Here is a 25940-nt window from a genome sequence, read left to right as displayed (position 1 = left end):
GTGCCGGACAATCGCTAGGCTGTCCGCGATCGCAGAAGGTCGATAGTCTGTATTTCGAAGGCTTGCGGATCGTGGCCGGCCGCCTTCAGCCGCTGCTCGTCCAGCGTCATCGCGACCTTCCCATCGGCGAGCATCAAGCCCGTGTCGCATGCGGTTGCGAGTGTACCGAGGTCATGGAGCGCGGTTATCAGTGTCAGGCCGCCATGGACTCTGGTGCGCATCGCCTGCCGTAGATCGAAGATCGCCACGGGATCGAGCCAGTTGAACGGCTCGTCCAGAACCACCACAGCGTGACCGCCCGCGAACGCGGAGGCGATGGCAATGCGTTGCCGCATGCCGGCCGAGCAGTCCCCGATCCAGCGATCGAGCAGCTCGGCCAGCCCCAATGCGGCCTCCAAATCCGCGATGCGGGAGCGAACGCCATCGATCGCCCCGCCAACGAGTTCGAGGACATCGCGCGCGCGCAGGGCATCCGGAAGCTTGTCGGCTGGCGGCGCGAAGCTGACGCGCAACGCGCGGGCGGCGCGATCCGTGACCAGTTCATCGCCGTTCACGCGGCACGATCCGCCGGCGAAAGGCAACCGTCCGGCGAGCGCCCGCAGCAGGCTGGTCTTGCCTGACCCGTTCGCGCCGATAAGGCCGAACCACGATCCCCCCGCTATCGCCAGATCGACACCATGCACGACGACTCGTCCGCTTCGCGCGACGGTCGCGCCGACGAGGTGAACGGCCGGGGTCATGCCACCAGCCACGTCTTCGCGCGCCCTCGGCCGTGCAGGTGCCAGACGATGAGGGCGGCGACGACCGGCAAGGCGATGGGGAGGAAAGAGGCGGTCAGCATGAGCAATCCCACAAGGACGGAAACGAGGAAATCGGCGAATTGTTTGCCGTGAAGACGATAGGCAAGGATCCGCAAGGTCAGGAGGATCAGCATGGCGCCAGATGCCGCAGCGACGGCGCCGGCCGCGACCGACCCGAGAACGAGCCATGATCCGGGTACGGCGATGGCGACGAACGACGCCATCGCCTTGCCGTAATAGGCCAGAAGGCTCCGCGATCCATGACCGGCAAGGGTCATGAAGCGGACGGTGGCGTCATCGACGAGGGTCAGCAACAGCGCGACCGACACCGTCGCGATACAGGCGACCACCATCGCCGCACCCCTGCCGAGCATCGATGCCGGCGGCAGCAAGACAAGCAGAATTCCCGCTCCTCCGATCCCGGCGACCGGGCGCCGCAGCCATGACCGAAGCATCCACCCTGCCCTCTTCCGGCCAGTGTCGATTTGGGATCCGCGGACGCCATCGATCAGGCCAGCCAACAGCATCCCGGCGCCATAGGCGGCGACACTGACGATCAGCAACGAAGGCCGTGCGATCAACGCAACCATTGTCAGAAACGCGACGCCGATGCTGTGCCAGGCGGCGGCGTAACGCCTGCGCGTCGCCGGGTGCAAAGCATCGGCCGCCAATACGCCGTCGAAGCCGTGAAAGGCCGAACGCGCCGCGATCAGGCGCCCCGCGAAGCCGCCTGCCATGATGCCCATACCGAAAGCCGCCCAGGCGCCGATCGTCCACGGGCAATCCGTGATCCATGACCTGATCGCGGCCAGTGCCATGATCAGCATGATCGCTGCCAATAGCCGGTCATGCCATGCCGAAAAGGCGCCCCGAATGATGTTGATCGCGATCCGGTAGTCATGGCGAAACAAGCGACTGCGCAAGCTATCGGAAGCGATCATGCCCCGAGACTAGCCAATCAATCAAACCGTTCAATCGAGATCAGAACGAGCGCGACGGAAAAGGGGAGCACAGCAGAGCGGCCGCCGACGGCCTGCCCCTGAAGATATCGATTGCGGCGGAACCCGGCCGGCATTTCGGTGGAAGGCCGATTTGGTCAGCGTTACTCGGCGGATGGAGATGCTGCTTCGGTCATATCCAGGAAACGGGCGAGAGCTGGATTGTCATTATCGGCCATCCATATCAGTTCGAGCCTGGCATCGATTTCCACATCGGCGTGGATGGGACGGTACTCGACATGTCGAAAATGCAGACGTGTCGCCGCTTCGGGGAGGATGGCGACGCCAAAACCGGCATCGACGAGGCCCAGCATCGAGTGCATTTGGCCCACTTGATGGACCACCCGGGGCTGTATCCGCGTGCGATCGAACAGATCGGTGAGGATATCGTGGAAATAGCGGGCCGCATCGGGCGAGAACATGATGAACGGCTGATCGTGCAAGGTCGTGATATCGACGGATGAGCGACCGTCCAGCGCATGTCCGGCGGGTACGGCCAGCACGAATTTCTCGACGAGATAGGTGCGTGACGAAAATCGACGCAGATCGACCGGCGGCCGGACGAAGCCGACGTCGAGCATGCCACCGGCGAGCGCCTCGACCTGCGCGCTCGTCACCATCTCGCGCAGCACCACGTCGACATCGGGCATGGCGTCGCGCATGCGCGACATGAGGTCGGGCAGCATGCCGTAGCCAGAGGCAGCGGTGAAGCCGATGCGCAGCGTGCCGGCTTCACCGCGCCAGACGCGCTGGGTCCATCGGATCGCGCTCTCGCTCAGGCGGAGGATGCGACGCGCTTCGGGCAGGAACACGCGGCCTGCCGGGGTCAGCCTGACCGATCGGCTGCTGCGCTCGAGCAGCGGTGCGCCGACGGCGCGTTCGAGCAGCTGGATCTGCCGGCTGAGCGGTGGCTGGGTCATGTTGAGCGAGGCGGCGGCATGGCCGAAATGGAGCTGCTCGGCGACGGCCACGAAGCAGCGCAGCTGGCTCATCTCGAACATCGATCCAAATCCTGTATCGCCGGATACAGTCTTTGGCTTAGCCAACATCGATCCGCAGGACTAGCCCTGATGTCGAGCGCGGAAGGCGTTCCAGGAAGAGGACGGCCGGAGCCGCCCCGCGGGATCGAGGATGATATGATGAATATCCCCTCATGCCCGTTCCCGGACCTCCCTCCGCCGCGTGACGCAGCCACCGTGGCAATGAGGATGACGATGACCAAGATGACCCCGCGCGAAATGGCCCAGACGATCGGCCAGGGCCTGCTGACATTCCCGGTCACCCATTTCGATGCCGAGCATCGCTTCGCCGAGGCGCCGTTCCGCGAGCATTGCGCGTGGATGCTCGATTTCGATGTCGCCGCCCTGTTCGCCGCCGGCGGCACCGGCGAATTCTTCTCGCTCACCCCTGCCGAGGTCGACAAGGTAGTGCGCGCCGCAGTCGAAGAGACCGCCGGGCGCGTGCCGGTGATCGCGGGCGCAGGCTATGGCACGGCGATGGCGATCGAACTGGCCCAGGCCGCCGAGCGCGCCGGCGCCGACGGCATCCTGCTGCTGCCGCCCTATCTGATGGGCGCCAAGCAGGAAGGCCTCGCCGCGCATATCGAGGCGGTGTGCAAGTCGGTGTCGATCGGCGTGATCCAGTATAATCGCGCCAATGCCGTGATCCATGAGGATGAGCTGGCGAAGCTCGCCGATCGCTGCCCCAACCTTGTCGGCTTCAAGGATGGCGTCGGCGATCTCGAACTGATGATGAAGGTCTACGCCAAGCTTGGCGACCGGCTGACCTATGTCGGCGGGCTGCCGACCGCCGAGACCTTCGCGATGCCCTATCTCGAAATGGGCGTCACCACCTACTCCTCGGCGATCTACAATTTCATGCCGGAATGGGCGGTGGATTTCTACAAGGCGGTTCGCGCCAAGGATCAGCCGACGGTCGTGAAGATGCTCAACGACTTCGTCTTCCCCTACCTCAAGATCCGCGACAAGGGCCGCGGTTACGCGGTGTCGATCGTCAAGGCCGGACTCACCGCGATCGGCCGCCCGGCCGGCCCGGTGCGCCTGCCGCTCACCGATCTCAGCGAAGCCGAGCAGGCCGAATTGAGCGCGCTGATCGCCAAGGCCAATGCGCCTTATGCGCAGGCCCGTCGTGCTGCTTGAGGAAGGCCGCCCGACCGGCGACATGCTGATCGGCGGCCATGCCGTTCGCGGATCGGCGGCGATGATCCACGCCGTCGATCCCGCGACCGGCGAGCGTCTGGAGCCGGGCTTTCCCGGTGCCACGCCGACGGACGTCGGGCAGGCCTGTGCGCTCGCCTGGGCGGCCTTTCCGGCCTATCGCGAAACCGGCCTCGAACAGCGCGCCGCGTTTCTCGAGACGATCGCGGACGAGATCGTGGCGCTGGGTGATGCGCTGATCGAGCGGGCGATGCGGGAAAGCGGCCTGCCACGCCCACGCCTGGAAGGCGAGCGCGGCCGGACCTGCGGCCAGCTCAGGCTGTTCGCCGACGTGGTGCGCGCCGGCCATTTCCTCGACGCCCGCATCGATCCGGCGATGCCCGATCGCCAGCCCCTACCACGCGTCGATCTGCGGCTGCGCAATATCGCGATCGGCCCGGTCGCCGTGTTCGGTGCCTCCAATTTCCCGCTCGCCTTCTCCGTCGCCGGTGGCGACACCGCCTCCGCCCTCGCCGCCGGCTGCCCGGTGGTGGTGAAGGCGCACAATGCCCATCCCGGCACCTCGGCGATGATTGCCTCGGCCGTGCGCGCCGCGGTGGCCAGGAGCGGGATGCCCGAGGGCGTCTTTTCGATGCTCTATGGCGCTGGCAACGAGATCGGCACCGGCCTCGTCGCCGATGCCCATATCAAGGCGGTGGGCTTTACCGGCTCACGCAGCGGCGGCCTCGCCTTGATGAAGGTGGCGGCCGAACGGCGCGAGCCGATCCCGGTCTATGCCGAGATGTCGAGCATCAATCCGGTGATCCTGCTGCCCGGAGCGCTGGCCGCGCGCGGCGAAGCGATCGGCCAGGGCTTCGCCGCCGCTCTCCAGCTCGGTGCCGGCCAGTTCTGCACCAATCCCGGCCTCGTCCTGGCGATCGAGGGGCCGGACGTGGCCGCTTTCGTCAAGGGCGCGACCGAGGGCATCGAAGGCGCTTCGCCGCAGACGATGCTGACCCCCGGCATCCACGCTGCCTACGAACAGGGTGTCGCCAGCTTCGCCGGGCACGACGGGGTTTCGACCGTAGCGCGCGGTGCCGAGGCGACCGGTCGCTATCAGGCCAGCGCTCGGCTGTTCGCTACCGATGGGGACCGCTTCCTGCGCGATCATGCGCTGCAAGCGGAGATTTTCGGCTCTGCGTCGCTGCTCGTCCGGGTAAAGGACGCCGCCGCGCTCGCGAATGTGCTGGAGGCGCTCGAAGGGCAACTGACCGTCTCCGTCCATATGGAGGACAGCGACCGCGAAACGGTCGCGCAGTTGCTGCCGACCATGGAGATCAAGGCCGGTCGCCTGCTCGTCAACGGCTTTGGCACCGGTGTCGAGGTTTCCCATGCGATGGTCCATGGCGGCCCTTATCCGGCGACCTCCGATGGCAGGACCACCTCCGTCGGCACGCTGGCGATCCGGCGCTTCCTGCGACCGGTCTGTTACCAGGATATGCCGCAACCATTGCTGCCGGACGCTTTGCGGGACGGCAATCCCCTTCATCTGTGGCGCATGACGGATGGTGCCCTGAGCCGGGATTGATGAACAAAAACAACGGATCCTCGAGCGGCACAGCAGAATGCCGACGCGGATCACATTGGTGACCAGGAGAGGTTGATGGAAATGCAAGCGAAGCCGGCGATCGTCCAGCAAAGCCATGTGCGCTATGCGATATTGGCGACCATCTTTCTTCTTACCACGATCAATTTTGCCGATCGCGCGGCGATATCGGTCGCGGGATCGGCCATCAAGACAGCGCTCGGGATCAGCCCGGTGACGCTGGGCTACATCTTCTCCGCCTTCGGCTGGAGCTACGTCTTTGCACAGATACCCGGCGGCGCGCTGCTCGATCGCTATGGATCGAAGACCGTCTATCTCGCCTCGATCATCGGATGGTCGGCCTGCACCTTCGCCTCGGGCTTCGCCTCCTTCATGGCCCCAGCCTCTGCCGTCATCGCGCTGTTCATGCTCCGGCTCGGCCTCGGCGCCGTCGAGGCACCGTCCTTCCCGGCCAATGCCCGGCTGGTCGCCGCCTGGTTTCCCGATAGCGAGCGCGGCACCGCCAGCGCCATATTCAATTCCGCCCAATATGCAGCCCTGATCCTGTTCGCGCCGCTGATGGGCTGGATCGTCGATCGCTTCAGCTGGCATTACGTCTTCTTCGTGATGGGCACGCTCGGCTTCGTCAGCGCCGCGATCTTCGCCAAGGTTGTCCACGCGCCGCGCCGCCATCCGCATGTCTCGCAAAGCGAGCTCGATCATATCATGCGCGGCGGCGCCCAGATCCAGCTCGACGCGCCGAGTGCGACGCCGAAGACTGCGTTCAGCTGGTCGATCGTGCGCCAGCTGCTCGGCAACCGGATGCTGCTCGGAATCTATATCGGCCAATATTGCGTCAACGGCCTGACCTATTTCTTCACCACCTGGTTCCCGGTCTATCTCGTTCAGGCCAAGCATCTGTCCTACACGCAGGCCGGGTTCGGCGCGGCGGTGCCCGCGATCGCCGGTGTCGCCGGCGGGATCATCGGCGGGGTCATCTCCGATCGGCTGATCAAGCGCGGCCACAGCCTCACCTTCAGCCGCAAATTGCCGATCGTGATCGGCATGCTGTGCGCGATCTCCATCGTGCTGTGCAATTTCGTGACCAGCCTGACGCTGGTGATCGCGATCATGTCGCTATCCTTCTTCGGCAAGGGCCTTGGCGCGCTCGGCTGGGCGGTCGTCTCCGACGCGGCACCGCGCGAGGTCACCGGCCTGTCGGGCTCGATCTTCAACATGGTCGGCAATCTCGCCGGCATCGTGACGCCGATCGTGATCGGCTACATCGTCGCGACGACCGGCTCGTTCGATCTCGCGCTCGCCTTCGTCGCCGCCCACGCGCTGCTGGTCGTCGTCAGCTACACGATGATCGTCGGCCCGATCCGGCGCTTCGCGCTGCGCGACGCCACCGCCGCCTAGCTATCCACATCTGACTGCATGACGGCCGGCATCCGCCGGCACCGGGGGCGAGCGGCCGCCGGGTCAAACACGAAGCGGGCCCACGAAGGTCCGCCTTCCTCTGGAGGGGCTTATGTTCATTTTACCCGACGGCACAGCTGTGCCTGTCGCCCAGACCATCGTCGTCGCGCCGGCCACGTCCGCCGCGTCGCCGCCGGTGCCCACGCCGCACAAGCGACGGAACGGCTCGATGGCGCGTCCCCAGCAAGATACCCAATCGCCGAATGCGCCGGTCACCCGGTTGGACGCGCCGAGCACTGCGCATCTGCTGGGCGATTGGGGCGGGCTGCGCCATCGTCTCGAAGACATCGGCCTCACCCCCAATCTCGCTTATGTCAGCCACACCGTCAGCAATGTGCGCGGCGGCACCACCGACAAGACGCTCACCGCCGGCCAGTTCACCGCCGGCGTCACCGCCGACCTGCCGACGCTGCTCGGCCTGCCGGGCACCTTCCAGGCGACCATCGTCCGCCGTTTCGGCACCAGCTTCAACGCCGAGAGCGGGCTCAACACGCTGGTCACGCCGCAATCGATCCAGGGCCGTGGCGAGGTCTGGCGGGTCAGCCAGCTCTGGTATCGCGCCAAGGTCAGCGGCGGCATTTTGGGCGGCGTCGACGTCAAGCTCGGCCGGATGTATTTCAACGAGGACTTCAACCAGGCGCGCTGCGATTTCATCAGCGGCTATTTCTGCCTGGGGAACAACACCCGCGCCGCATCGACGGTGTGGCCGACCTCGCCGGTCAGCCAATGGGCGGTGCGCGTGCAGGAGGAGGTGGCGCGCAACCTCACGCTCAAGGTCGGGGTCTACCAATATAACCCCAAGAATCTCGACATGACGCGCAATTTCTACGTGGGCTTCAAGGGCGCGACCGGCGTCGTGCTGCCGGCCGAACTGGTCTATACGCCCAAGGTCAACGGGCTGACCGGCACCTATACGCTCGGCATGTTGTTCTCCAACGCCGACCAGAATGATCCGGTGCTCAATGCGCGCGGCGAGATCCGCTCGCTCCACGGCGGCAGCGCGCTCGTCCGCCATGCCGAATGGGGTGGCTATTTCAACGTCCGCCAGCCGCTCACCAAGCCGCGCAAGGACGGCGCGCACGGCCTCACCGCCTTCCTCAACCTCTCCGTGCTGTCGACGCAGAGCCCGAACAACGAGAATGCGCTGAGCCTCGGCGTCAACTATAGCGGCCCGATCGCAGGCCGCCCGCGCGACGAATTGGGTCTCGCCTTCGGCACCGCGCGGCTCAATCACCGCATCACCGATGCCGCGCGCTATGTCGACGATAATGGGCTCGGCGATGTGGCGGTGCGGAAGCGGGAATATGTGATCGAGGGCTATTATGCGATCTCGATCGTTCACGGGTTCACCCTGCAGCCCGATATCCAGTTCATCTTCGATCCGGGTGGTGACCGCCATCGGCGCAACGCCATCGTGCCCGGCTTCAAGACCGCCATCGTGCTGTAGCGTTATCTCCTATGCGGCCCAGGCGCTGTCGGCGGCGCCGGTGGGGCGGTCGGCGGCCGCAGGATGTCCCGCGGCCGCCTGATGCTCATTTGGTGACGGTCTCGGTCGCCACCGTCCAGGCGCGGGCCTGATCGCTCAGGCTGATGCCGATGCCGGGGCGGGCCGGCACGATCATGCGGCCGTCGCGCTTCTCCATCCGCTCGTTGAACAACGGCTCCAGCCAGTCGAAATGCTCGACCCAGCTGTCGTGCGGATAGGCGGCGGCGAGGTGGACGTGCAGTTCCATGAAGAAATGCGGCGCGAGCTTCATATGCTTCTGCTCGGCCATCGTCATGATCTTGAGGAATTGGGTGATGCCACCGACGCGCGGCGCATCGGGCTGGATGAAGTCGACCGAGTCGAGCCGGATCAGTTCGAGATGCTCGCCGGCGCTGGCCAGCATCTCGCCGGACGCGATCGGCGTATCCATGGCGGCGGCGAGCTGGGCGTGGCCCACGGCGTCATAGGCGTCGAGCGGCTCCTCGATCCAGACGAGATTGAACTGCTCCATGATCCGGCAGATGCGGAAGGCGGTCGGCCGGTCCCATTGCTGGTTGGCGTCGACCATCAGCGGGAAGTCGCCGAGCTGGTTGCGCACCGCTTCCAGGCGACGCAGATCGGCCATCGGATCGGGCTGGCCGACCTTGATCTTGATGCCGCCGATGCCGTCTGCCACCGACGCCGCGCAATTCTCCAGCACCTCCTCGATCGGCGACGACAGGAAGCCGCCCGAGGTGTTGTAGGTGCGGACGCTGTCCTTGTGGGCGCCGATCAGCTTGGCGAGCGGCAGCCCGGCGCGCTTGGCCTTCATGTCCCACAGGCCGATGTCGAACGCCGCCATCGCCTGCGTGGCGAGGCCGCTGCGGCCGACCGAGGCGCCGGCCCAGACCAGCTTGGTCCACAGCCGCGCAATGTCGTTCGGATCCTCGCCGATCAGGTTGCCGGCGATCTCCTTGGCATGGGCATAGAGGCCGGGGCCGCCGGCGCGCTTGGAGTAGGTGACGCCGAGACCGTGCAGGCCGCCCTCGCTCTCGATCTCAGCGAAGACGAAGGCGACTTCGGTGAGCGGCTTCTGGCGGCCGGTCAACACCTTGGCGTCGCTGATCGGGCGCTTGAGCGGCAGGAAGGCGAGGCTGACCGTGACCTTGCTGATCCGATCGAGCGTGGCCTCCCCGGCGGGCAGATTGCCCTGCAGCGGATTGGCGGAAATGATGCGCTTCTCGAACATACGACTCTCCCAAGTCAGGCTGTAACGGGGGAGCGCTATCCCGCGCCGAGGGCCGGGTCCAAACGCGAATCTTCATGATGACGATGCACATTCCGCATCGATTATGGATGGCGGGCGATCAGCGATCGAGCCCGCGCAGCAGATCGAGCACGGCGGGCACCAGGGCTCCGGGCGCCTTGCGGCTCCACGCCGCATGCCATTCGGCGCGGGTCGCGATCGGCAGCGGCTTGAACAGGATATTGTCGAACGCGGCGGCGGAACTGCCCGCGGGGACGATCGCGACGCCAAGTCCGGTGCTGACCAGCGCCAGGATCGAATGGGTCCGCGACATACGCTGGACGATATGCGGGGTGGCGCCGGCGGCGGCACACTCGCCATCGATCAGATCGCGCAGATAGCGACCGGCCTCGGAATAGGCGACGAACGGCTCGCCATCGAGATCCGAGAGCCTGGGAGAGCGCCGTCCGGCAAGGCGGTGGCCGGCCGGCACCGCCAGCGCCAGCGGCTCGCTGAACACGGCCTCGGTCAGGATCGCGGCGTCGTGCGGCAACGGACGGACCAGCCCGATGTCGAGCCGGTGAAACTCGACCTCCCGCATCTGGTCGATCGAACTGAGCTCGACGAATGCGATGTCGAGTTCGGGCATCAGCCGGGCGGCCTGTTCGATCAACCGTGGAATGAGCGTGTAGGATCCCGCGCCGTCGAACCCGATCGTGACCCGACCCGCCAGGGCGCCGGCGGCGTTCAACGCGGCCCGATGGGCGGCCTCCATCGCTTCGACGATGGCTTCGACATGCGGCAGGAACGCGGCTCCGGCCGCGGTCAGATCGACGCGTTTGCGCTCGCGCCTGAAGAGCGCGACCCCGGAATTGAGTTCGAGTTGCTGGATACGGCGGCTGAGCGCGGGCTGCGTGACAAACAGCTTTCGCGCAGCCCGCCCGAAATGACGCTCCCTCGCCAACAGGAGGAATGACTGGAGCTGGAGGCTGTCGAATATCATTCTGTACGATCCGCCGCGCTGATGCCTGCGATTATATCTCGATCGGAGATATGTGCCCTCACCTCTTCGGTGTCGACATAGGCGAGCGCCATCTCGATCCGGTCAGGCCGAAAACATTCAGCATCGTTGGGCCACGTCGACGCGATGCCGCAAGACCATTGAACGGCCTGCCGGACAATGCACATCGCTGTCCCGGGATTTGGGTCGATGTGCTGGGATATCCGGAAAGGTCGCCGCCTTCGACAAGTAAGACGCTTCCCGGCTGCGCTCGTGCTCGCCCGGGATCATCCGGTTCGGCCGCATATATATAGCGAAGCAACCAGCGGGTTGTCGGTGGTCACGCGGGCTTCGCCGGATCGGCATTCGGATTGATAGGATATCGGGTGATCGTTTCGTTTCCAACCGTCATGCTTCAGGCGCGGATCCTCGCCTGATCCGATGAACCTCGATCCGCCCTGGCTCCGGCCTATTTTCGATGATGACGAGCCGCCCCGCGGAATCGATGTCCCGCATCGACTCCTTTCACGCGATGGAGGCCGGCAACCGCCCGTTATTTCGGTTCCGGGCGATCGTCATTGCGAGCCGCCACGCTTAGCCTGCGCGAGGCTTTGGCGGAGCCTCTGCCCCAGCGCTTCGACCACGACACCCTCCAGGCGCTGTTCGAAAGGCCCCGACGAACGAAGCAGATCTGCGAGACTGAGGTGGATTTGGGTGATGAGATCGATGGACTGGAGCGCGCCCATGTGGCGGCGGACGGTCTCGCCATGGCTGCCAAGATCATAGGCCAGTTCGGAAAGCGCGGTGGTCAGCCCGACAAGCTCGTCGGCGATCGCCGAGGCGGCGTCGGCGGACAGGTTGGCGCAGCGGCGATCGGCCGACCGTGGCGCGTCGGGCGCCGTGACGCTCATTGCGAGCACAGTCCGAGGATCGTCGCGGCGACCTTGTCCCACGCGACGGGCTCCTGCGCATCGCCGCCTTGGAGAATATAGCCGCCGTCTGCCGACGCGCCGCCGAGCAGATGCGCCGGTGCGACGACATGGCCGCCCACCCGCTGGATCGCCCGGAGGCCCGCCACGCCGTCCTCGCCCGCCTCGGTGAGCATCAGGCCCACTGCATCGGTGGCAGCGGCCTTGGCCTGCGCCGCGAACAGGATGGAAATGGACGGCCGCTCGCCGGACACCGGATCGCGCGTCAGTTGCCGGATCTGGCCGCCCGGCCATTGGTCGACGCCGAAATGGGTCGGTCCCGGCTGGGTAAGGTAGATGGTGCCCTGCGCGGGCCGCATCCCGTTGCCGGCTTTCACCACCGCTGCCGCGGCATGGCGGTCCAGCCGTTCGACGAGACCGTCGATCAATTCCGGCGCGATATGCGCTACGATGAGCGTCGGCGGGCAATTGACCGGAAAACTGCCGAGCAGCTCGAATAATTTGCGCGTGCCGCTGGCGTCCATGCCGATGGTCAGCATGCGGCCGTTCCAATCGAAGGACTGGACAGCCGCCAATTTCGTCGGCTTGACCACGGCATGTTTCGCGGTGCGGATGCGCGTGCCGAGCTTGCAGAGGATCGCATCGAACTCCGCCTGCGACGCCGCCTTGGGCTTGGGAAAGCAGTCGATCGCTCCGAGGCGCAGCGCCTCGATCGACGAAGCGGCGCCCGCTTCGGTGCGCGTCGAGAACATGATCACCGGCATCGGCCGGTCTTCCATGAGTTCGGCGAGATATTCGATCCCGCTCATGCCCGGCATCTCGATATCGAGCGTCATCACGTCCGGTTTCAGCCGCAGCACCTCGGTTTTTGCCTCCGCCGCGCCGTCCGCCGTGCCGATCACATTGATCCCCGGCAGCGTCTCGAGGACGCGCGAGATCAGGGCACGCATCGTCAGCGAATCGTCGACCACCAGCACTTTCGTATCGGCCATCGCCGCTGTCCTTCGATAAATGCGTGCGTATCAGGCCGCCATCGCGGCGGGCGGCGGCGCGGGATCGACGAGACGGTCGAGCGCGACGATCGTGATCATGCGATCATCGACCGTGACCAGCCCTTCGAGGAAGGACGGCTCGGCCTCGCCGACATCGGGCAGCGGTTGCATCTCGTCCGGATTGAGCGCGACGATGTCGTTCACGGCATCGACGATCAGGCCGTGCAGCTGCGTGCCGACGCTGACCACGATGATGACATGGCGGGGCGTCGGCTCGGTCACGCCCCAGCCGAGGCGGCGCCGCAGGTCGAGCACCGGCAATACCACGCCGCGCAGGTTGACGACACCGCGCACGAAGGCGGGAACATTGGGCAGCGGCGTCGCCGGCGACCAGGCGCGGATCTCCCGGATCGCCATGATGTCGACGCCGAGGATCTGCTCGCCGAGCTGGAAAGTGATCAATTGCCGGATCATGTCATGCGCTCCTGTCGATCACTGGAGAACGCGGCGGATCGCCACGGCGAGTTTCTCGGGATGGAAGGGTTTGACGATCCAGCCGGTCGCGCCCGCCTGGCGGGCGCGCGCCCTCTTCTCGGTCGAACCTTCGGTGGTCAGCACCAGGATCGGGAGGCAGCGCAGATCCGGCTTGTCGCGCACCGCTTCGATCAGGCCGAAACCGTCCAGCCGCGGCATGTTGATGTCGGTGATGAGCAGGTCGGGTGCCTCATGCTCGAACTTCTCGAGCGCGGCGACGCCGTCCTCGGCCTCGGACACGGCATAGCCGAGATCGCTGAGGGCAGCCCGCAGCAGCATCCGCATGCTGGGCGAATCATCGACTGTCATGATCGTCTTCGTCGTCATTATGCTCGCTGCCCACTCCTGCCGGATCGCCAGTTCCGAGCCGATGCGTGTCGCGATGCGGGCGTCGCCGCGCCACCGCTTATGTTCGGCGCCGATATTCGAACCGTTCGACCTTCGTCCGTCGCCCCATTCCTGACGATCCATATTCGATATCGTCGCCGCAGGTATCGAAATGGTTATCGACAAAACGCGATTAGACCAAAGTATTAAAATCGAATTAGGCAATGGTTAGCAGGTTGCTCATAGCTTGCTTGACAGGAAATCGACGCGTTAACGCCGTCGAATCGCGACATTCGTCCATAATGCAATATCGTTACACGATAGTAACGACATGCAGCGGTCTATTCATGGCTTTTCGGAGTTTGCACGATGCTGAGCTGGTTCGAGAAAAGCGCGCCGATACGAACGAAGTTCAAGGCGCTCTTGTGCCTCCACATGCTTTTCGCCGCGCTCGGCGTCGGCAGCACTTATCTCGCGAGCAAGGCGACGCCGGATATGGCGATGGCCTATGTCGGCTTCTCCGGATTGCTCCTTCTCTTCACGCTGCTGACCGTGCTGATCAGCGGCCGGCTGATCTCCACGCCCTATGTCAACACCGTGGTCCGCATGGAGGCGCTCGCCGCCGGCGATCTCGACGGTGAGATCCGCTACTCGGATTATGCGGACTGCGTGGGCCGCATGACGCGGGCGATGAGCGTGTTCCGCGAAAATGCGCAGCGTATGCAGATCGCGGAGCGCGAGAAGGAAGCGCAGGCGGCGATGATCGTCGAGAGCGTCGGCACCGGCCTGTCGGCCCTCGCCAGCGGAGACCTGACGGCGCGGATCGAGACGCGGCTGGAGGGATCGTTCGCAACGCTCGGCACCGATTTCAATTTTGCGATGGAGGCCTTTGCCGAAGTGATGTCGGCGGTCGTCGCGGCGGCGTCGGGCATCAAGAACGGCGCCCACGACATCCGTCAGGCCTCGGACGATCTCTCGCAGCGCACCGAGCAGCAGGCGGCCAGCCTGGAGCAGACCGCCGCAGCGATGGATGAGATCACCTCCACGGTGCGCGAGACGGCGGCAGGCGCCAATCGCGCCAACACCGTCGTCGGCGAGGCGCGCCACGATGCCGAGCAATCCGGCGAGGTCGTCCGCCGCGCGGTCGAGGCGATGGGCGGCATCGAGCGATCGTCCGCCGAAATCTCCGAGATCATCACGGTGATCGACGGCATCGCGTTCCAGACCAATCTGCTCGCCCTCAATGCCGGCGTCGAGGCCGCGCGGGCGGGCGATGCCGGCAAGGGCTTCGCGGTCGTCGCCTCCGAAGTGCGCGCGCTGGCGCAGCGTTCGGCCGAGGCCGCCAAGGACGTCAAGACGCGCATCCTCGCCTCGTCCCGGCAGGTCGAGGTCGGTGTCGACCTGGTGTCGGAAACGGGCAAGGCGCTCGATCGGATCATCACCCGGGTCGGCGAGATCAGCACGCTCGTCGGCGCGATTGCGTCGTCGGCCGAGCATCAGGCGACCGGGCTCCAGCAGGTCAACACCGCCGTCTCCGAAATGGATGGCGTGACGCAGCAGAATGCGGCGATGGTGGAGCAGGCGACCGCGGCGGCGCGCACCCTGTCTTCGGAGGCGGATGCTCTTGCCGGGCAGGTCGCGCGGTTCGCGCTCAGCGTCGAGCCCGTGGGGAAATCGGCCAGCCCTGTCCACCATCTGCAGGATCGCGCCGCCAAGGCGGGCCGGCGCCTCGCCCGGACCAGCGGCAGTGGCGGCAACGGCCGTCGCGGTGGGGCGGCGGTGGCGATGGCGGAGGACGATTGGTCGGCCTTCTGAGCCGCCCCGTCATTCCTCAGACCAGAAAGCCGGCACCATGACCACATCCCTTGCGCTCGGCGTCTCGCTCGATACCGCCGCGGCCGCGCCACTCCGGCAGGAGCTGCTCGGCAGGCTGACAGGCGGCGCGCCGCTGCTGCTCGACGGCGCCAAGGTCAGGCGGATCGGGCTCGCCTGCCTTCAGGTGCTGATCGCCGCGCGCGCCGCCGCCGCCGCCGAGGGCCTGGCCTTCGCGATCGTCGACCCCAGCGATCCGCTCCGCGATATGGCGACGCTGGCCGGCCTCGACGCCGTGCTCGCGCCCGCCGACTGAAGGACCAGCCGAGATGGACTTCGACGAGATCCAGAAGATCTTCTTCCAGGAGTGCGAAGAGGGCCTAGCGACCATCGAGGGCAGCCTGGATGCGTTTCGCGGCCACGATCCCGACGCCGAGGTGATCAACACCGTGTTTCGCGCGGTGCATTCGATCAAGGGCGGCGCCGGCGCGTTCGGGCACGAACCGCTCCAGGCCTATACCCATGCCTATGAGACGCTGCTCGATCTCGTCCGCAACGGCACGCTGCCGCTCACGCCGGATCTCGTCGCGGCGATCGTGGCTGCGTTCGACATGCTCGCCGATCATGTCGCCGCCGCCCGCGACGCCGACACGCCGCCGGCCGACGCCGCCATGCTCGACCGGCTCCAGCGCGCCTGCGTACCGGCCGCATACGTAGCTATGCCCGCGGCCGCCGCCGACGAACCGTCGGGCGACGGCGCGGCAGAGGCAGGCGACGGCTTCGACGACCTGTTGGACCTGATCGGCGATGGCTTCGACACGCTGCTCGACCAGGACGACACCGACGAAATCCCGACGGAAGGCTATTGGCGCGTCACCCTCCGCCCCGCCGCCGACGCGCTCGATCACGGCGCCGAGCCGCTGCTCTGGTTGCGCGAACTGGCGGCATTCGGCGGTGTCCTCATCACCGCCGACTGCGCGGCATTGCCCGGGCTCGCCGCGCTCGATCCCGAGCTTTGCCATGTCGGCTGGACGGCGCGCGTGCCGCTGGCTGTCGAGGAAGAGGATATCCGCGGCGTTTTCGACTTCATGGACGGCGGTGAACTCCTCGTCGTGCGCGAGGCGATCGCGGTTCCCCCGGACGAGGTGCCGCCGCACGACATGGCGCCGCCTGTCGCCATCGATCGGCCCATTCCGGACACGGCGCCGGTTGCCCCGGCCGTGCCCGAAGCGTCCGATCCGCTCCCCCCGGTGCAGCGCTCGGACCCGGCCGCCGCCGCATCGCCGCGCGGTGGCGCGGCCGCTGCCGGCCAGAGCATCCGCGTCGATCTCGACAAGCTCGATCGGCTGGTGAACCTCGTCGGCGAACTCGTCATCACCCAGGCGATGCTGGCGCAGCGCCTGTCCGAACATGCGCTTGGCGGCATCGACGAACTGGACGACCTCGCCTTGCTGACGCGCGAGTTGCAGGAAAGCACGATGGCGATCCGCGCGCAGCCGATGAAGACGGTGTTCAGCCGGGTGCCGCGCATCATCCGCGAACTCGAGGCCGAGACCGGCAAGCGCGTCCGCCTGGATGTCGAGGGCGAGATGACCGAAGTCGACAAGACCGTTGTCGAGCGCATCGGCGAGCCGCTGACCCACCTCATCCGCAACGCAGTCGACCACGGCCTCGAACTGCCGGCCGAGCGGCTGGCGGCGGGGAAACCCGAGGAAGGTGTCGTCCGCCTGTCCGCGGTGCATCATTCGGGCCGCATCGTCATCACCGTGACCGACGACGGGCGTGGCATCGATCGCGCCAAGGTCCGCGCCAAGGCGATCGAGCGCGGTATCATCGCGGCGGAAGCGACGCTCGGCGACGAGGATATCGACAACCTGATCTTCGCGCCGGGCTTCTCGACGGCAACGGCGGTGTCGAACATCTCGGGGCGCGGCGTCGGCATGGACGTGGTGCGCAAGAACGTCCAGGCGCTCGGCGGCCGGATCGGCATCCAGTCCGAACTCGGGCGCGGCTCCAGTTTCTCGCTCAGCCTGCCGCTGACCCTCGCGGTGCTCGACGGCATGATCGTGACCGTCGGCGACCAGACCTTCGTCATCCCGCTCAGCCACATCGTCGAGAGCCTGCGCCCGGCCAAGGGCGCGGTTCGGCGACTGAGCGATCGATCCGCCTTGTTCGACGTGCGGGGCACATGGTGTCCGGTCTATCGCGTCGCCGACCAGCTCGGTGTCACGGAAGCCGAGACCGATCCCACGCAGGCGGTGCTGATCGTGGTCGAATCCGATGCCGGTCAGGCGGTGCTGATGGTCGATACCATCCAGGACCAGCGGCAGGTCGTCGTGAAGAGCCTCGAGGCCAATTATCAGGCGATCCAGGGGCTTGCCGGTGCCACCATCCTCGGCAATGGCCGGGTCGCGCTGATCCTCGATGTCGATGCGCTCATCGGGCGCTGGCGGCGCGACGGGCGCACGATGCGGATCGCGGCATGAGCGCGGCGACGGCGCGCGTCGGCGGCGATGCCGGCGGAACCCGGTCCTTGCGCGACGAGGAGATCGCGTTCGGCACGGCCGATCATGCGGCGATCGCGAAGCTGGCTTATGCGGAAGCGGGGCTCGTCCTGGCCCCCAGCAAGTCGCAGCTCGTCTACGGCCGGCTCGCCCGGCACGTGCGCGCCTGCGGCCTGCGCGACTTCGCCGACTATATCGCGCTGATCGAGAGCGATGCCGAGGAGCGGGCGCGGGCGGTGGATGCGCTCACCACCAATCACACCAGCTTCTTCCGCGAAAACCATCATATCGATCATTTCGCCGGCGAGGCATGGCCTGCGCTCCGACAACGGCTCGCCGGCGGCGGGCGGGTGCGCGTCTGGTCCGCAGCCTGTTCTTCGGGCGAGGAGCCCTATACGCTGATGATGGCGGCGCTCGGCTTCGACCGGGCGGCGGCGCGCACCCTCGCCGGCACCGACTTCCGTCTGCTGGCGACCGACCTTTCGGCGTCCAGCCTCGCCGCCGCGCGGGAGGGATGGTATGCGCAGGACACCGCCCGGACGATCCCCGCCGGCCTGCGCGCGCTCTGGACACACCCCGCCGAAGATGGCGGGATCGAGATCGTGGAGGCCGTGCGCGCGCCGGTTGCGTTCCGCGCGCTCAACCTGCTGCGCGACTGGCCGATCCGGCGGCGTTTCGACGTCATCTTCTGCCGGAACGTGATGATCTATTTCGACGCGGCGACCAAGGCGCGGCTCCAGGCGCGGCTCGCCGATGCGCTCGAACGCGGCGGCTTCCTCTATATCGGCCATTCCGAGCGGCTGGCGGCAAATGTCGCGCCGCGCTTCGAATGCGTCGGCCGGACGATGTTCCGCAAGGTGACCGAATGAGCGTGCGCGCGCTGATCGTCGATGACAGCCCTGCGATGCGCGCGATCATCACCCACGCGCTCGCCCGCGACCCGGAGATCGAAGTGGTCGGCACCGCGGATGGCCCGGCGTCGGCGCGCGGACTCATCAGGGAACTCGATCCGGACGTCGTCACGCTCGACATCGAGATGCCGGGCATGAACGGGCTCGATTTCCTCGACAAGATCATGCGCCTGCGGCCGACGCCGGTGGTCATGCTGTCGACGCTGACCCAGACGGGCGCCGAGGCCAGCATCCGCGCGCTGGAGCTCGGCGCGTTCGATTGCATGGGCAAGCCCTCTGCCGCGGGCGCGATGAACGCCGATTATCAGGCCGCGCTGGCCGAGACGGTGAAGGCCGCCGCACGCGCGCTGCCTTGGCTGCGGCAGCGGCAGCGTAGCGCCATCGTCGAAGCGCCATCGGTGCCCGTCGCCCGGGCGTCGCTCTATCGGCCGCGCGGCGACGCGGTCATCGCGGTCGGCGCGTCGACCGGCGGCGTCGAGGCGCTGATCGCCTTGCTCTCGACCTTCCCGGAAGCGTGCCCGCCAACGGTGATCGTGCAGCATATGCCCGAGAGTTTCACGACCAGCTTCGCGGCCAGGCTCGACCGGCTGTCGCGCCCCCGCGTGGCGCTGGCGACGCATGGCGCGCCGCTGGTCGCGGGCCAGATCTATCTCGCGCCCGGCGGCGCGCGGCATCTCGAAATATCGGGCGACGGGCCGTGGCGCTGCCGCCTCGTCGCGGGCGACAAGGTGTCGGGCCACCGCCCATCCGTCGACCGGCTGTTCGGCAGCGTGGCGAAGGCGGTCGGCGGATCGGCGGTGGCAGCACTGCTCACCGGCATGGGCGGCGACGGCGCACTCGGCCTGAAGGCGATGCGCGATGCCGGCGCGCTCACCGTCGCCCAGAATGAGGAGACGTGCGTGGTCTACGGCATGCCGGCGGCGGCGAAGGCGCTCGGTGCCGTCGGCCTCGAACTGCCGCTCGATCGGATCGCCCGGCGCCTGCTGGTGGAGTGCCGCGCATGACGACGCTGCCGCTGCCGCGCGACGGGCTGCGCCGGATCAACGTCCTGCAGGGCGAGACACGCGTGTCGACCGAGGATGTCGTGCTGACGACGGTGCTCGGCAGCTGCATCGCCGCCTGCCTCTACGATCCGCTGATGAAGGTCGGCGGGCTCAACCACTTCCTGCTCGCCGAGCCCGGCGACGGTGCCACCGATCCCAAATCGATGCTGCGCTACGGCGTCTACGCGATGGAGGTGCTCATCAATGCCATGCTGGAATTGGGCGCGGCGCGTGGCCGGCTGCGCGCCCGGCTCTATGGCGGCGCGGCGATGCGCGACGGGTTTCGCGACATCGGCGCCGAGAATGCCCGGTTCGCACGCCGTTTCCTCGCCGACGAACGCATCGCCCTGACCGGCGAGGATGTCGGCGGCGGCAACGCCCGGCGCATTGAGTTCCGGCCGACGCTCGGCCTCGCCCGCTGCCGCCACGTGGCCGACACGGCTTATGTCGCGCCGCCGATCGCCAGGCCTGCCTCCACCGGTGACGTCCAGTTCTTCTAGGATCGCCGGCACCGGACATTCTGCTTCAGCCGGGATGAAAGGCCGCGCATGCGGGGCCGCCTCTTCCGTCCGATCGGGATCGGTCTAAACCAGCCGCAATCGTTCCACAGCGATCGACTGGTCGAGCTTCACCCCGGCAAAATCGTCGCGCACCCGAACGATGCGGCCGGCGACGGCACCGATATCGGGCAGGATGATCCGCAACCGTTCGCCGATCGGGAGGCTTGCGCGACCGTCGAGAAGAAGTCCGGTCGAGGACATGTTGACGATGCGGACGGCCAACCGGCGACCGCTTTCGGCCTCGATGGTGGTGACCAGCGAGATCAGGCGCCGGCGCGCGCGGTCGCCGGCCGCGACAGGGGCCGGCGCGACCTCGTCATGAGCCCTGAGCCATTGTTCCGCGACCACATGGGCGAGGAACGTCCTGGAGCGCGCCGTGCGTACCAGATGGCGCATCCGGATTTTCAACTGGCTGGACGGGACTACGATGGCGACCCGATCGTCCGGGCCGTAAATCTCGTCGGTCATCTGCGCGATGCGGGCGGCGACGGCGGGGGTCTGCACGGCGGCCTCACTGAGATCCACCAGCACCCGCAGCCCCCCTCCTCCGGCACGCGACCGCGCGACGAGGCGCTTCAGCTGGTCGATATGCCGATCGAGCAGCGCCATCGACCAGATGCCCGTGCCGGTAACCCGGATCATGCGTTCCTTGACATCGAACCACGCGAGCAGCGTATCCGAGCCGGGCATGTCGATTGCAGCTTGTCTCATTCGTCCTCGCGCTTTCCCCGAGATTTAAGGGAAAGGCCGGTTAATATTTCGGATCGGCGCGAAAGAATGCCGGAGCGATACGCCTAAAGTCGCATGCGTTATCAGGAAGGCTGCGAGCATGACGCCTCCCATCGGAGCCCAGGATACAAACCGCGACTGGCTCACAACCTTTATTATCTGCGCTTCGCGGTCTCGGCGCTCAGGGGCGCGCTGGCTTCCACGGTCGCCCGACGCGCACCGCCACGAGCCGCAGTGACGCGGGTCGCCTATCCGCCATGGGACGCCCTGCGCGATATCTGGACGCGCGCCGGAGTGAGGGCATCGCACCTTATCCCGCGTTCGATGCCTTCCATTTCCTGATCTCGGCGGGTTCGCTGACCGTCAGCGCCCCGCGTCGGGCGCGACACGCCTGACCAGATCATAGCGCAGCCGGTTGCCGTCGATCTCCTCGAGATGCGCCCCCGCCCAGGCACCCAAGGCACGCAGCGGCTCGGCCAACGAATGGCCCAGGCCGGTCAGCGCATATTCGACCTGCGGCGGCACCGTTGGATGGACCGTCCGACTGACCATGCCATCGCGATCGAGCGCCTTCAGAGTGCGCGTCAGCATCTGCTGCGAGATGCCGCCGATCGTCCGCTTGATGTCGTTGAAACGGCGCGGGCGTTCAACCAACACCATGACGATCATCACCGTCCATTTGTCGCCGACGAGGCTGAGCACGCTGCTCATCCTGCGGCAATTGTCGCTCACGCCTGGAGAAGTAGGCATATCCATGTGACCTAGTCCTGAAAATATGCGTCCTTGGCGGCACGCATCCGGTCCCATACCTGCTCTTGGTCACAAATCCAGACCGGAGAATCTCCTATGAAATTGTTGCATCTCGATTCCAGCATCCTCGGCGAAGGCTCCGCGAGCAGAGCTATTTCCGCGGCCATCGTCGAGCGCCTCCAGGTGGCGCATCCGAGCATCGAAATCACCTACCGCGATCTCGCCGCCGAGCCGATCCCACATATGACGCTCGCCGCGTTCCAGGCGCTGGAGAGCGGTACGGACGTCCAGCAATTCCTCGACGCCGACGTCGTCGTAATCGGCGCGGGCTTCTACAATTTCTCGATCCCCAGTCAGCTGAAGTCGTGGATCGATCACATTGCGGTAAAGGGCAAGACCTTCACCTATGGTGAGAACGGTCCAGTCGGGCTCGCGTCGGGCAAGCGCGTCATCGTCGCGCTGGCGCGCGGCAATGTCTATGGCGCGGACTCGCCTTATGCCGCCTATGAGCATGCCGAGACGCTGCTGCGCTCGGTGTTCAGCTTCGTCGGTGCGGAGGTCGAATTCGTCATCGCTGAAGGCATTGGCCGCGGCGAGGATGCGCGCCGCAATGCGATCGACGGCGCGCTCGCACAGGCCGGCCGGATCACCTCTTCCGCCGCTCTCGCTGTCGGCTGATCGCGACGTGCACGGTTCGCGCTTGGGAGCCCGAACCGTGTACCCAGGAAGCGGGCCTGCGGCAGGGAATTTCAGCGCGGCACGTCGATGCCCATGCCGGCGTGACCCCGCGGCTGGAATAATAGAAGTAGGTGTTTGAACCGACCGCGCCGGCGACCATCTCGATCGCCCATACGCGCAACGGACGGGGCAGCGCTCAGCCCCCGGCACCCGATTTCAAGAGCGCCAGCAGGGCGCGAAGCGCGCTGCTGGTCCGAAGTCGATCGGGATAATGAATATGGAATCCCGGCAGCATCGGGCACCATGGTTTCAAAACGCTCTCGAGCCGGCCCGCGGCAATACCGTCCAGCGCCAGTTCCTCTACAAATTCGATGATGCCCAGGCCGTCTTCGGCGGCCGCCAGCAGCGCCTCTGTATTGTTGACGACAAGAGGGCCCTTCGGAATGAGCCGCACCGCCTTATCCTTCCTGGCCAAATGCCATGGCTCGACCGTGCCCGCGGTCGCGCTGCGAAAGCCGATACAGGCATGCTCCGCCAGATCCCGGGGCTGCGTCGGGCGGCCGCGCGCATCGAGATAAGCGGGTGAGGCGAGCAACGCGATCCGCATGTCGGGCGCGACACGCACAGCGACCATGTCCTGCTCAATCAGATTGCCGAAGCGGATGCCGGCATCGAAGCCGTCGCGCACGATGTCGACGAGCGCATTATCGATCGACAGTTCCACCGTCACCTGCGGGTAAAGCGCGCTGTAGCGGGCGAGGATTGGTCGCAGCACGGTCTCGAAGGCGGTACGCGGCAGAGTGAGGCGCAGCCTGCCGCGCGCCGCCGCATTCGGATGGTCGAGAGCCTCGGCCGCCTCGCGGATCGCGGCCACGGCAGGCGCGACGGCCGCGCGATATTGCAGCCCCGCGTCGGTCGGCCGGACGCTCCGGGTGGTGCGCTGGAACAGCACGCAACCCAGTTGGCGCTCCAGCGCCCGGATCTGCTGGCTGATGGCGGACGGCGACAGGCCCAGCCTGGCTGCCCCCGCGGTAAAGCTGCCAGTCTCGGCCACCGCCAGGAAGGCCGGCAGGAACTGGGGAAAGTCGGTCTCGGCCATCAGATTGTGAAGTCCTACTTCAAAGGCTTTGCGCTCATTTCCATCTAATATTCCAGGCCCGGCTGGGCCAGATCATTCTCGATTGAAACGGCTGACGGAGACGCATCGTGGCGGGACAGCAGAATGGCGCAGGTCTGGCACTGGTGACAGGCGGATCGCGCGGGATCGGCAGGGCGACCTGCCTTCGTCTCGCGCAGGACGGCTATGCCGTCGCGGTCGGCTATACCCACGGCGCCGATGGCGCGAACGAGACGGTCGCGGCGATCCGCGCCGCCGGCGGACAGGCCGACGCCTTCCAGGCCGACATCGGCGATGCCGCCGCGATCCCGCCACTGTTCGAAGCGGCCGACGCGCGGTTCGGCCCGCTGCGGCTGCTCGTCGCCAATGCCGGCATCCTCGGCGAAGAGCGCCGCATCGACGAGCATACACCGGAGACGTTGCGCCGGCTGCTCGACGTCAACGTGCTCGGCACGATGCTCTGCGCGCAGCAGGCGGTTCGGCGCCTGTCGACGCGGCATGGCGGCAAAGGCGGCACAATCGTCCTGCTCGGTTCGGTCGCCGCGCGGCTCGGCGGATTGCCGGGACTGGTCGCTTATGCGGCGAGCAAGGGCGCGATCGAGACGCTGGTGCGGGGATTGTCGAACGAGGTCGGGAGCGAAGGCATCCGTGTCGTCGGCGTCGCCCCCGGCGTCATCCACACCGACATGACCTCGCCCGATGCCGAGCGATCGGTTCGCAGCGGCACGCCGCTGGGCCGGATGGGCGAGGCGCAGGAGGTTGCCGAGGCGGTCGCCTGGCTGGCCTCGCCTGCCGCCTCCTACGTCGCCGGCACCATGCTGACCGTCTCGGGCGGCCGCTGAAACTTCACGATAAACAGGATCACGACCATGCCCACTTTCACGACATCGGACGGCGTTTCGCTATTCTACACCGACTGGGGCACGGGCCGTCCGGTCGTGCTGCTCCACGGCTGGCCACTGAGCTCGGCTTTCTGGGAATATCAGTCGAGCGCGCTGGTCGCCGCCGGCTACCGCGTCATCGCGCCGGACAAGCGCGGCTTCGGCCGCTCGGACCAGCCCTGGGACGGATATGACTATGACCGGCTCGCCGACGACATCGCGGAACTGGTCGATCATCTCGATCTCCACGACGCGACGCTGGTCGGCTTCTCGATGGGCGGCGGCGAGGTCGCGCGCTATCTGAGCCGCCACGGCACAACCCGGGTCGCGCAGGCGGCGCTCGTCGCCGCCGTCACCCCCATCCTACTCAAGACCGCGGACAATCCCGAGGGCATCGATCGCGCCGTGTTCGACGAACTCGTCGCCGGGATCGAGCAGGACCGACCGGGCTATCTCGTCGATTTCGCCAAGGGTTTCTTCAACGTCGGCAATGGCAAGCCCCCGGTGTCGCAGGGCATCCTCGACTGGTATCTCCAGCTGGCGATGCAGGCGTCCCCCAGAGCGACGATCGCCTGCGCGCGCGCCTGGTCGGAAACCGATTTCCGCGCCGACATGGCCGCCTTCACCGTGCCGACCCTGATCCTCCACGGCGCGCAGGACGTGAACGTCGCACCCGCCACGACCAGCCGCCCGGCCGCACGCATGATCGCGCAGGCGCGCTACATCGAATATGCCGACAGTGGTCACGCGATTATCATCACCGACGCCGAGCGCGTGACCGCCGACCTCCTGATGTTTTTCAAGGAAGCGGCAGGATGACCTGCGTCCCCCAAATCCGTGCCTCCAACCATCCGAGGTGATGGCGACTGTCTCGGCGTCATTCCTCCAGCTTGGAAAATCTTGTCGAACGCGGGGTCGTGAAGTTAGTCGCCGGCAACGTGTGGACGTGGACCGTGCTGGACGTCGATACGAAGCTGATCGTCATAGCCCCGCCGCGTGCATCGGCGCTATGATGATCCGTGTGAAGGCAAGCCCGATATCGCGCGCGCCTCGACCAGCTATGTTGAGCGCCAGAACCTCACCACGCGGATGTCACGCGTCGGTTTCCCCGGCTTACCAACGGTTTTTCCAAGACGCTGGAAAACCACGTCCGCGCGTTGGCGCTTTACTTCGCGTTCTACGACTTTTGCCGCATCCATAAGACGCTGCGCGTCTCCCCCGCGATGGCGGCCGGGATCACCGATCACCTATGATCGATGGAGGGTATCGTCGCTAAGATTGACGCGATAGCCCCGGCTCCCGCGAAGCGCGGCCTTGCAAGAAGCGGGCGCCTTCAATTTCAAACTGAGACACCTCCGTTCGCGGAGACCGATTTTTACGATGCCGCCGTGCGAAAATCCTACAATCAATGCTTGGCAATTTTAAGACGATAGATGGCGATAAG

The 25940-nt window shown here is 66.5% G+C and carries 25 protein-coding genes and 2 pseudogenes; 14 read left to right on the top strand and 13 right to left on the bottom strand.

From position 1 onward, the window contains the following. Positions 1–14 precede the first annotated feature (14 nt). The 3 genes from PBT88_RS10940 to PBT88_RS10930 all read right to left on the bottom strand — a co-directional run bounded on the left by PBT88_RS10940 (position 15) and on the right by PBT88_RS10930 (position 2799). The gene (locus tag PBT88_RS10940; protein WP_270075380.1) at positions 15–740 is read right to left on the bottom strand and encodes an ATP-binding cassette domain-containing protein; all 726 of its coding nucleotides are present in this window, start codon (positions 738–740) and stop codon (positions 15–17) included. Then, positions 737–1723, bottom strand: a complete 987-nt coding sequence (locus PBT88_RS10935; RefSeq protein WP_270075379.1) for a hypothetical protein — start codon at positions 1721–1723, stop codon at positions 737–739. The genes PBT88_RS10940 and PBT88_RS10935 overlap by 4 nt, the downstream gene beginning before the upstream one ends. Before the next feature lie 179 nt (positions 1724–1902). Continuing rightward, complete coding sequence (locus PBT88_RS10930) at positions 1903–2799, bottom strand: LysR family transcriptional regulator (RefSeq protein WP_270075378.1); 897 nt, start codon at positions 2797–2799, stop codon at positions 1903–1905. Positions 2800–3012: 213 nt separating this feature from the next. On the opposite strand from PBT88_RS10930, the gene kdgD reads away from it, so the two are divergent. The 4 genes from kdgD (at position 3013) to PBT88_RS10910 (ending at position 8465) form a co-directional block, all read left to right on the top strand. After that, positions 3013–3957: a 5-dehydro-4-deoxyglucarate dehydratase gene (gene kdgD / locus PBT88_RS10925; RefSeq protein ID WP_270075377.1), complete on the top strand. Its 945-nt coding sequence runs from the start codon at positions 3013–3015 to the stop codon at positions 3955–3957. Then, complete coding sequence (locus PBT88_RS10920; RefSeq protein ID WP_407696455.1) at positions 3932–5542, top strand: aldehyde dehydrogenase (NADP(+)); 1611 nt, start codon at positions 3932–3934, stop codon at positions 5540–5542. Before kdgD ends, PBT88_RS10920 begins: the two co-directional genes overlap by 26 nt. A gap of 75 nt (positions 5543–5617) precedes the next feature. Further along, a complete protein-coding gene (locus PBT88_RS10915; protein WP_270075376.1) occupies positions 5618–6958 on the top strand; it encodes an MFS transporter in 1341 nt (446 codons plus the stop codon). A gap of 112 nt (positions 6959–7070) precedes the next feature. After that, entirely contained in the window at positions 7071–8465 is a 1395-nt protein-coding gene (locus PBT88_RS10910; protein ID WP_270075375.1) for a carbohydrate porin, read from the top strand. An 85-nt stretch (positions 8466–8550) separates the two neighbouring features. On the opposite strand, the gene PBT88_RS10905 is transcribed toward PBT88_RS10910, so the two are convergent. From PBT88_RS10905 to PBT88_RS10875, 7 genes and pseudogenes are all read right to left on the bottom strand, one after another. Next, positions 8551–9732 carry an L-talarate/galactarate dehydratase gene (locus tag PBT88_RS10905; RefSeq protein ID WP_270075374.1) on the bottom strand — a complete coding sequence of 394 codons (1182 nt, stop codon included), beginning with the start codon at positions 9730–9732 and terminating at the stop codon, positions 8551–8553. Between the two features lie 118 nt (positions 9733–9850). Continuing rightward, positions 9851–10504, bottom strand: coding sequence for a LysR substrate-binding domain-containing protein (locus tag PBT88_RS10900; RefSeq protein WP_270075373.1), 654 nt, complete (start codon positions 10502–10504; stop codon positions 9851–9853). A gap of 99 nt (positions 10505–10603) precedes the next feature. Next, positions 10604–10732, bottom strand: a pseudogene (locus PBT88_RS21230) (helix-turn-helix domain-containing protein); the annotation flags it as partial. Positions 10733–11304: 572 nt separating this feature from the next. Further along, entirely contained in the window at positions 11305–11640 is a 336-nt protein-coding gene (locus PBT88_RS10890; RefSeq protein ID WP_270075371.1) for a hypothetical protein, read from the bottom strand. Then, entirely contained in the window at positions 11637–12650 is a 1014-nt protein-coding gene (locus PBT88_RS10885; protein WP_270075370.1) for a chemotaxis protein CheB, read from the bottom strand. The genes PBT88_RS10890 and PBT88_RS10885 overlap by 4 nt, the downstream gene beginning before the upstream one ends. A gap of 30 nt (positions 12651–12680) precedes the next feature. Next, a complete protein-coding gene (locus tag PBT88_RS10880) occupies positions 12681–13124 on the bottom strand; it encodes a chemotaxis protein CheW (protein ID WP_270075369.1) in 444 nt (147 codons plus the stop codon). A gap of 18 nt (positions 13125–13142) precedes the next feature. Beyond that, on the bottom strand, positions 13143–13511 hold the full coding sequence (locus PBT88_RS10875; RefSeq protein ID WP_270079233.1) for a response regulator: 369 nt from the start codon (positions 13509–13511) through the stop codon (positions 13143–13145). A gap of 369 nt (positions 13512–13880) precedes the next feature. Here PBT88_RS10875 and PBT88_RS10870 point away from each other — a divergent pair, with 369 nt between their 5' ends. From PBT88_RS10870 to PBT88_RS10845, 6 genes are read left to right on the top strand one after another with little or no spacing between them, the layout of a single operon-like run. After that, the gene (locus tag PBT88_RS10870) at positions 13881–15326 is read left to right on the top strand and encodes a methyl-accepting chemotaxis protein (RefSeq protein ID WP_270075368.1); all 1446 of its coding nucleotides are present in this window, start codon (positions 13881–13883) and stop codon (positions 15324–15326) included. A 37-nt stretch (positions 15327–15363) separates the two neighbouring features. After that, positions 15364–15639 carry an STAS domain-containing protein gene (locus PBT88_RS10865; RefSeq protein WP_270075367.1) on the top strand — a complete coding sequence of 92 codons (276 nt, stop codon included), beginning with the start codon at positions 15364–15366 and terminating at the stop codon, positions 15637–15639. Between the two features lie 13 nt (positions 15640–15652). Next, positions 15653–17809 (top strand): chemotaxis protein CheA, encoded by a 2157-nt coding sequence (locus tag PBT88_RS10860; protein ID WP_270075366.1) that lies wholly within the window; start codon positions 15653–15655, stop codon positions 17807–17809. Then, positions 17806–18696 carry a CheR family methyltransferase gene (locus PBT88_RS10855; RefSeq protein WP_270075365.1) on the top strand — a complete coding sequence of 297 codons (891 nt, stop codon included), beginning with the start codon at positions 17806–17808 and terminating at the stop codon, positions 18694–18696. Before PBT88_RS10860 ends, PBT88_RS10855 begins: the two co-directional genes overlap by 4 nt. Continuing rightward, positions 18693–19742 (top strand): protein-glutamate methylesterase/protein-glutamine glutaminase, encoded by a 1050-nt coding sequence (locus tag PBT88_RS10850; RefSeq protein ID WP_270075364.1) that lies wholly within the window; start codon positions 18693–18695, stop codon positions 19740–19742. Before PBT88_RS10855 ends, PBT88_RS10850 begins: the two co-directional genes overlap by 4 nt. Further along, a complete protein-coding gene (locus PBT88_RS10845; RefSeq protein WP_270075363.1) occupies positions 19739–20281 on the top strand; it encodes a chemotaxis protein CheD in 543 nt (180 codons plus the stop codon). Before PBT88_RS10850 ends, PBT88_RS10845 begins: the two co-directional genes overlap by 4 nt. A gap of 84 nt (positions 20282–20365) precedes the next feature. Here the strand turns inward: PBT88_RS10845 and PBT88_RS10840 are convergent, their stop codons facing one another. Together PBT88_RS10840 and PBT88_RS10835 are read right to left on the bottom strand one after the other, a co-directional pair. Continuing rightward, positions 20366–21052, bottom strand: coding sequence for a PilZ domain-containing protein (locus tag PBT88_RS10840; protein WP_270075362.1), 687 nt, complete (start codon positions 21050–21052; stop codon positions 20366–20368). A gap of 381 nt (positions 21053–21433) precedes the next feature. Continuing rightward, on the bottom strand, positions 21434–21781 hold the full coding sequence (locus PBT88_RS10835) for a winged helix-turn-helix transcriptional regulator (protein WP_326521537.1): 348 nt from the start codon (positions 21779–21781) through the stop codon (positions 21434–21436). A 135-nt stretch (positions 21782–21916) separates the two neighbouring features. Here PBT88_RS10835 and PBT88_RS10830 point away from each other — a divergent pair, with 135 nt between their 5' ends. After that, positions 21917–22498, top strand: coding sequence for an FMN-dependent NADH-azoreductase (locus tag PBT88_RS10830; RefSeq protein ID WP_270075360.1), 582 nt, complete (start codon positions 21917–21919; stop codon positions 22496–22498). 196 nt (positions 22499–22694) lie between these two features. Here PBT88_RS10830 and PBT88_RS10825 read toward each other — a convergent pair whose 3' ends face one another. Then, the gene (locus PBT88_RS10825) at positions 22695–23597 is read right to left on the bottom strand and encodes a LysR family transcriptional regulator (RefSeq protein ID WP_270075359.1); all 903 of its coding nucleotides are present in this window, start codon (positions 23595–23597) and stop codon (positions 22695–22697) included. A 107-nt stretch (positions 23598–23704) separates the two neighbouring features. On the opposite strand from PBT88_RS10825, the gene PBT88_RS10820 reads away from it, so the two are divergent. The 3 genes and pseudogenes from PBT88_RS10820 to PBT88_RS21295 all read left to right on the top strand — a co-directional run. Beyond that, positions 23705–24457, top strand: coding sequence for an SDR family oxidoreductase (locus tag PBT88_RS10820; RefSeq protein ID WP_270075358.1), 753 nt, complete (start codon positions 23705–23707; stop codon positions 24455–24457). Between the two features lie 27 nt (positions 24458–24484). Further along, positions 24485–25315 (top strand): alpha/beta fold hydrolase, encoded by an 831-nt coding sequence (locus PBT88_RS10815; RefSeq protein WP_270075357.1) that lies wholly within the window; start codon positions 24485–24487, stop codon positions 25313–25315. Between the two features lie 160 nt (positions 25316–25475). Then, positions 25476–25929, top strand: a pseudogene (locus PBT88_RS21295) (hypothetical protein); the annotation flags it as partial. Positions 25930–25940 lie beyond the last annotated feature (11 nt).

It is taken from the genome of Sphingomonas abietis (genome assembly GCF_027625475.1).
GTDB classification, from domain to species: domain Bacteria; phylum Pseudomonadota; class Alphaproteobacteria; order Sphingomonadales; family Sphingomonadaceae; genus Solisphingomonas; species Solisphingomonas abietis.
The sequence above is the reverse complement of the archived record's forward strand: the minus strand, read 5'-3'. Positions and strand labels throughout refer to the sequence as shown.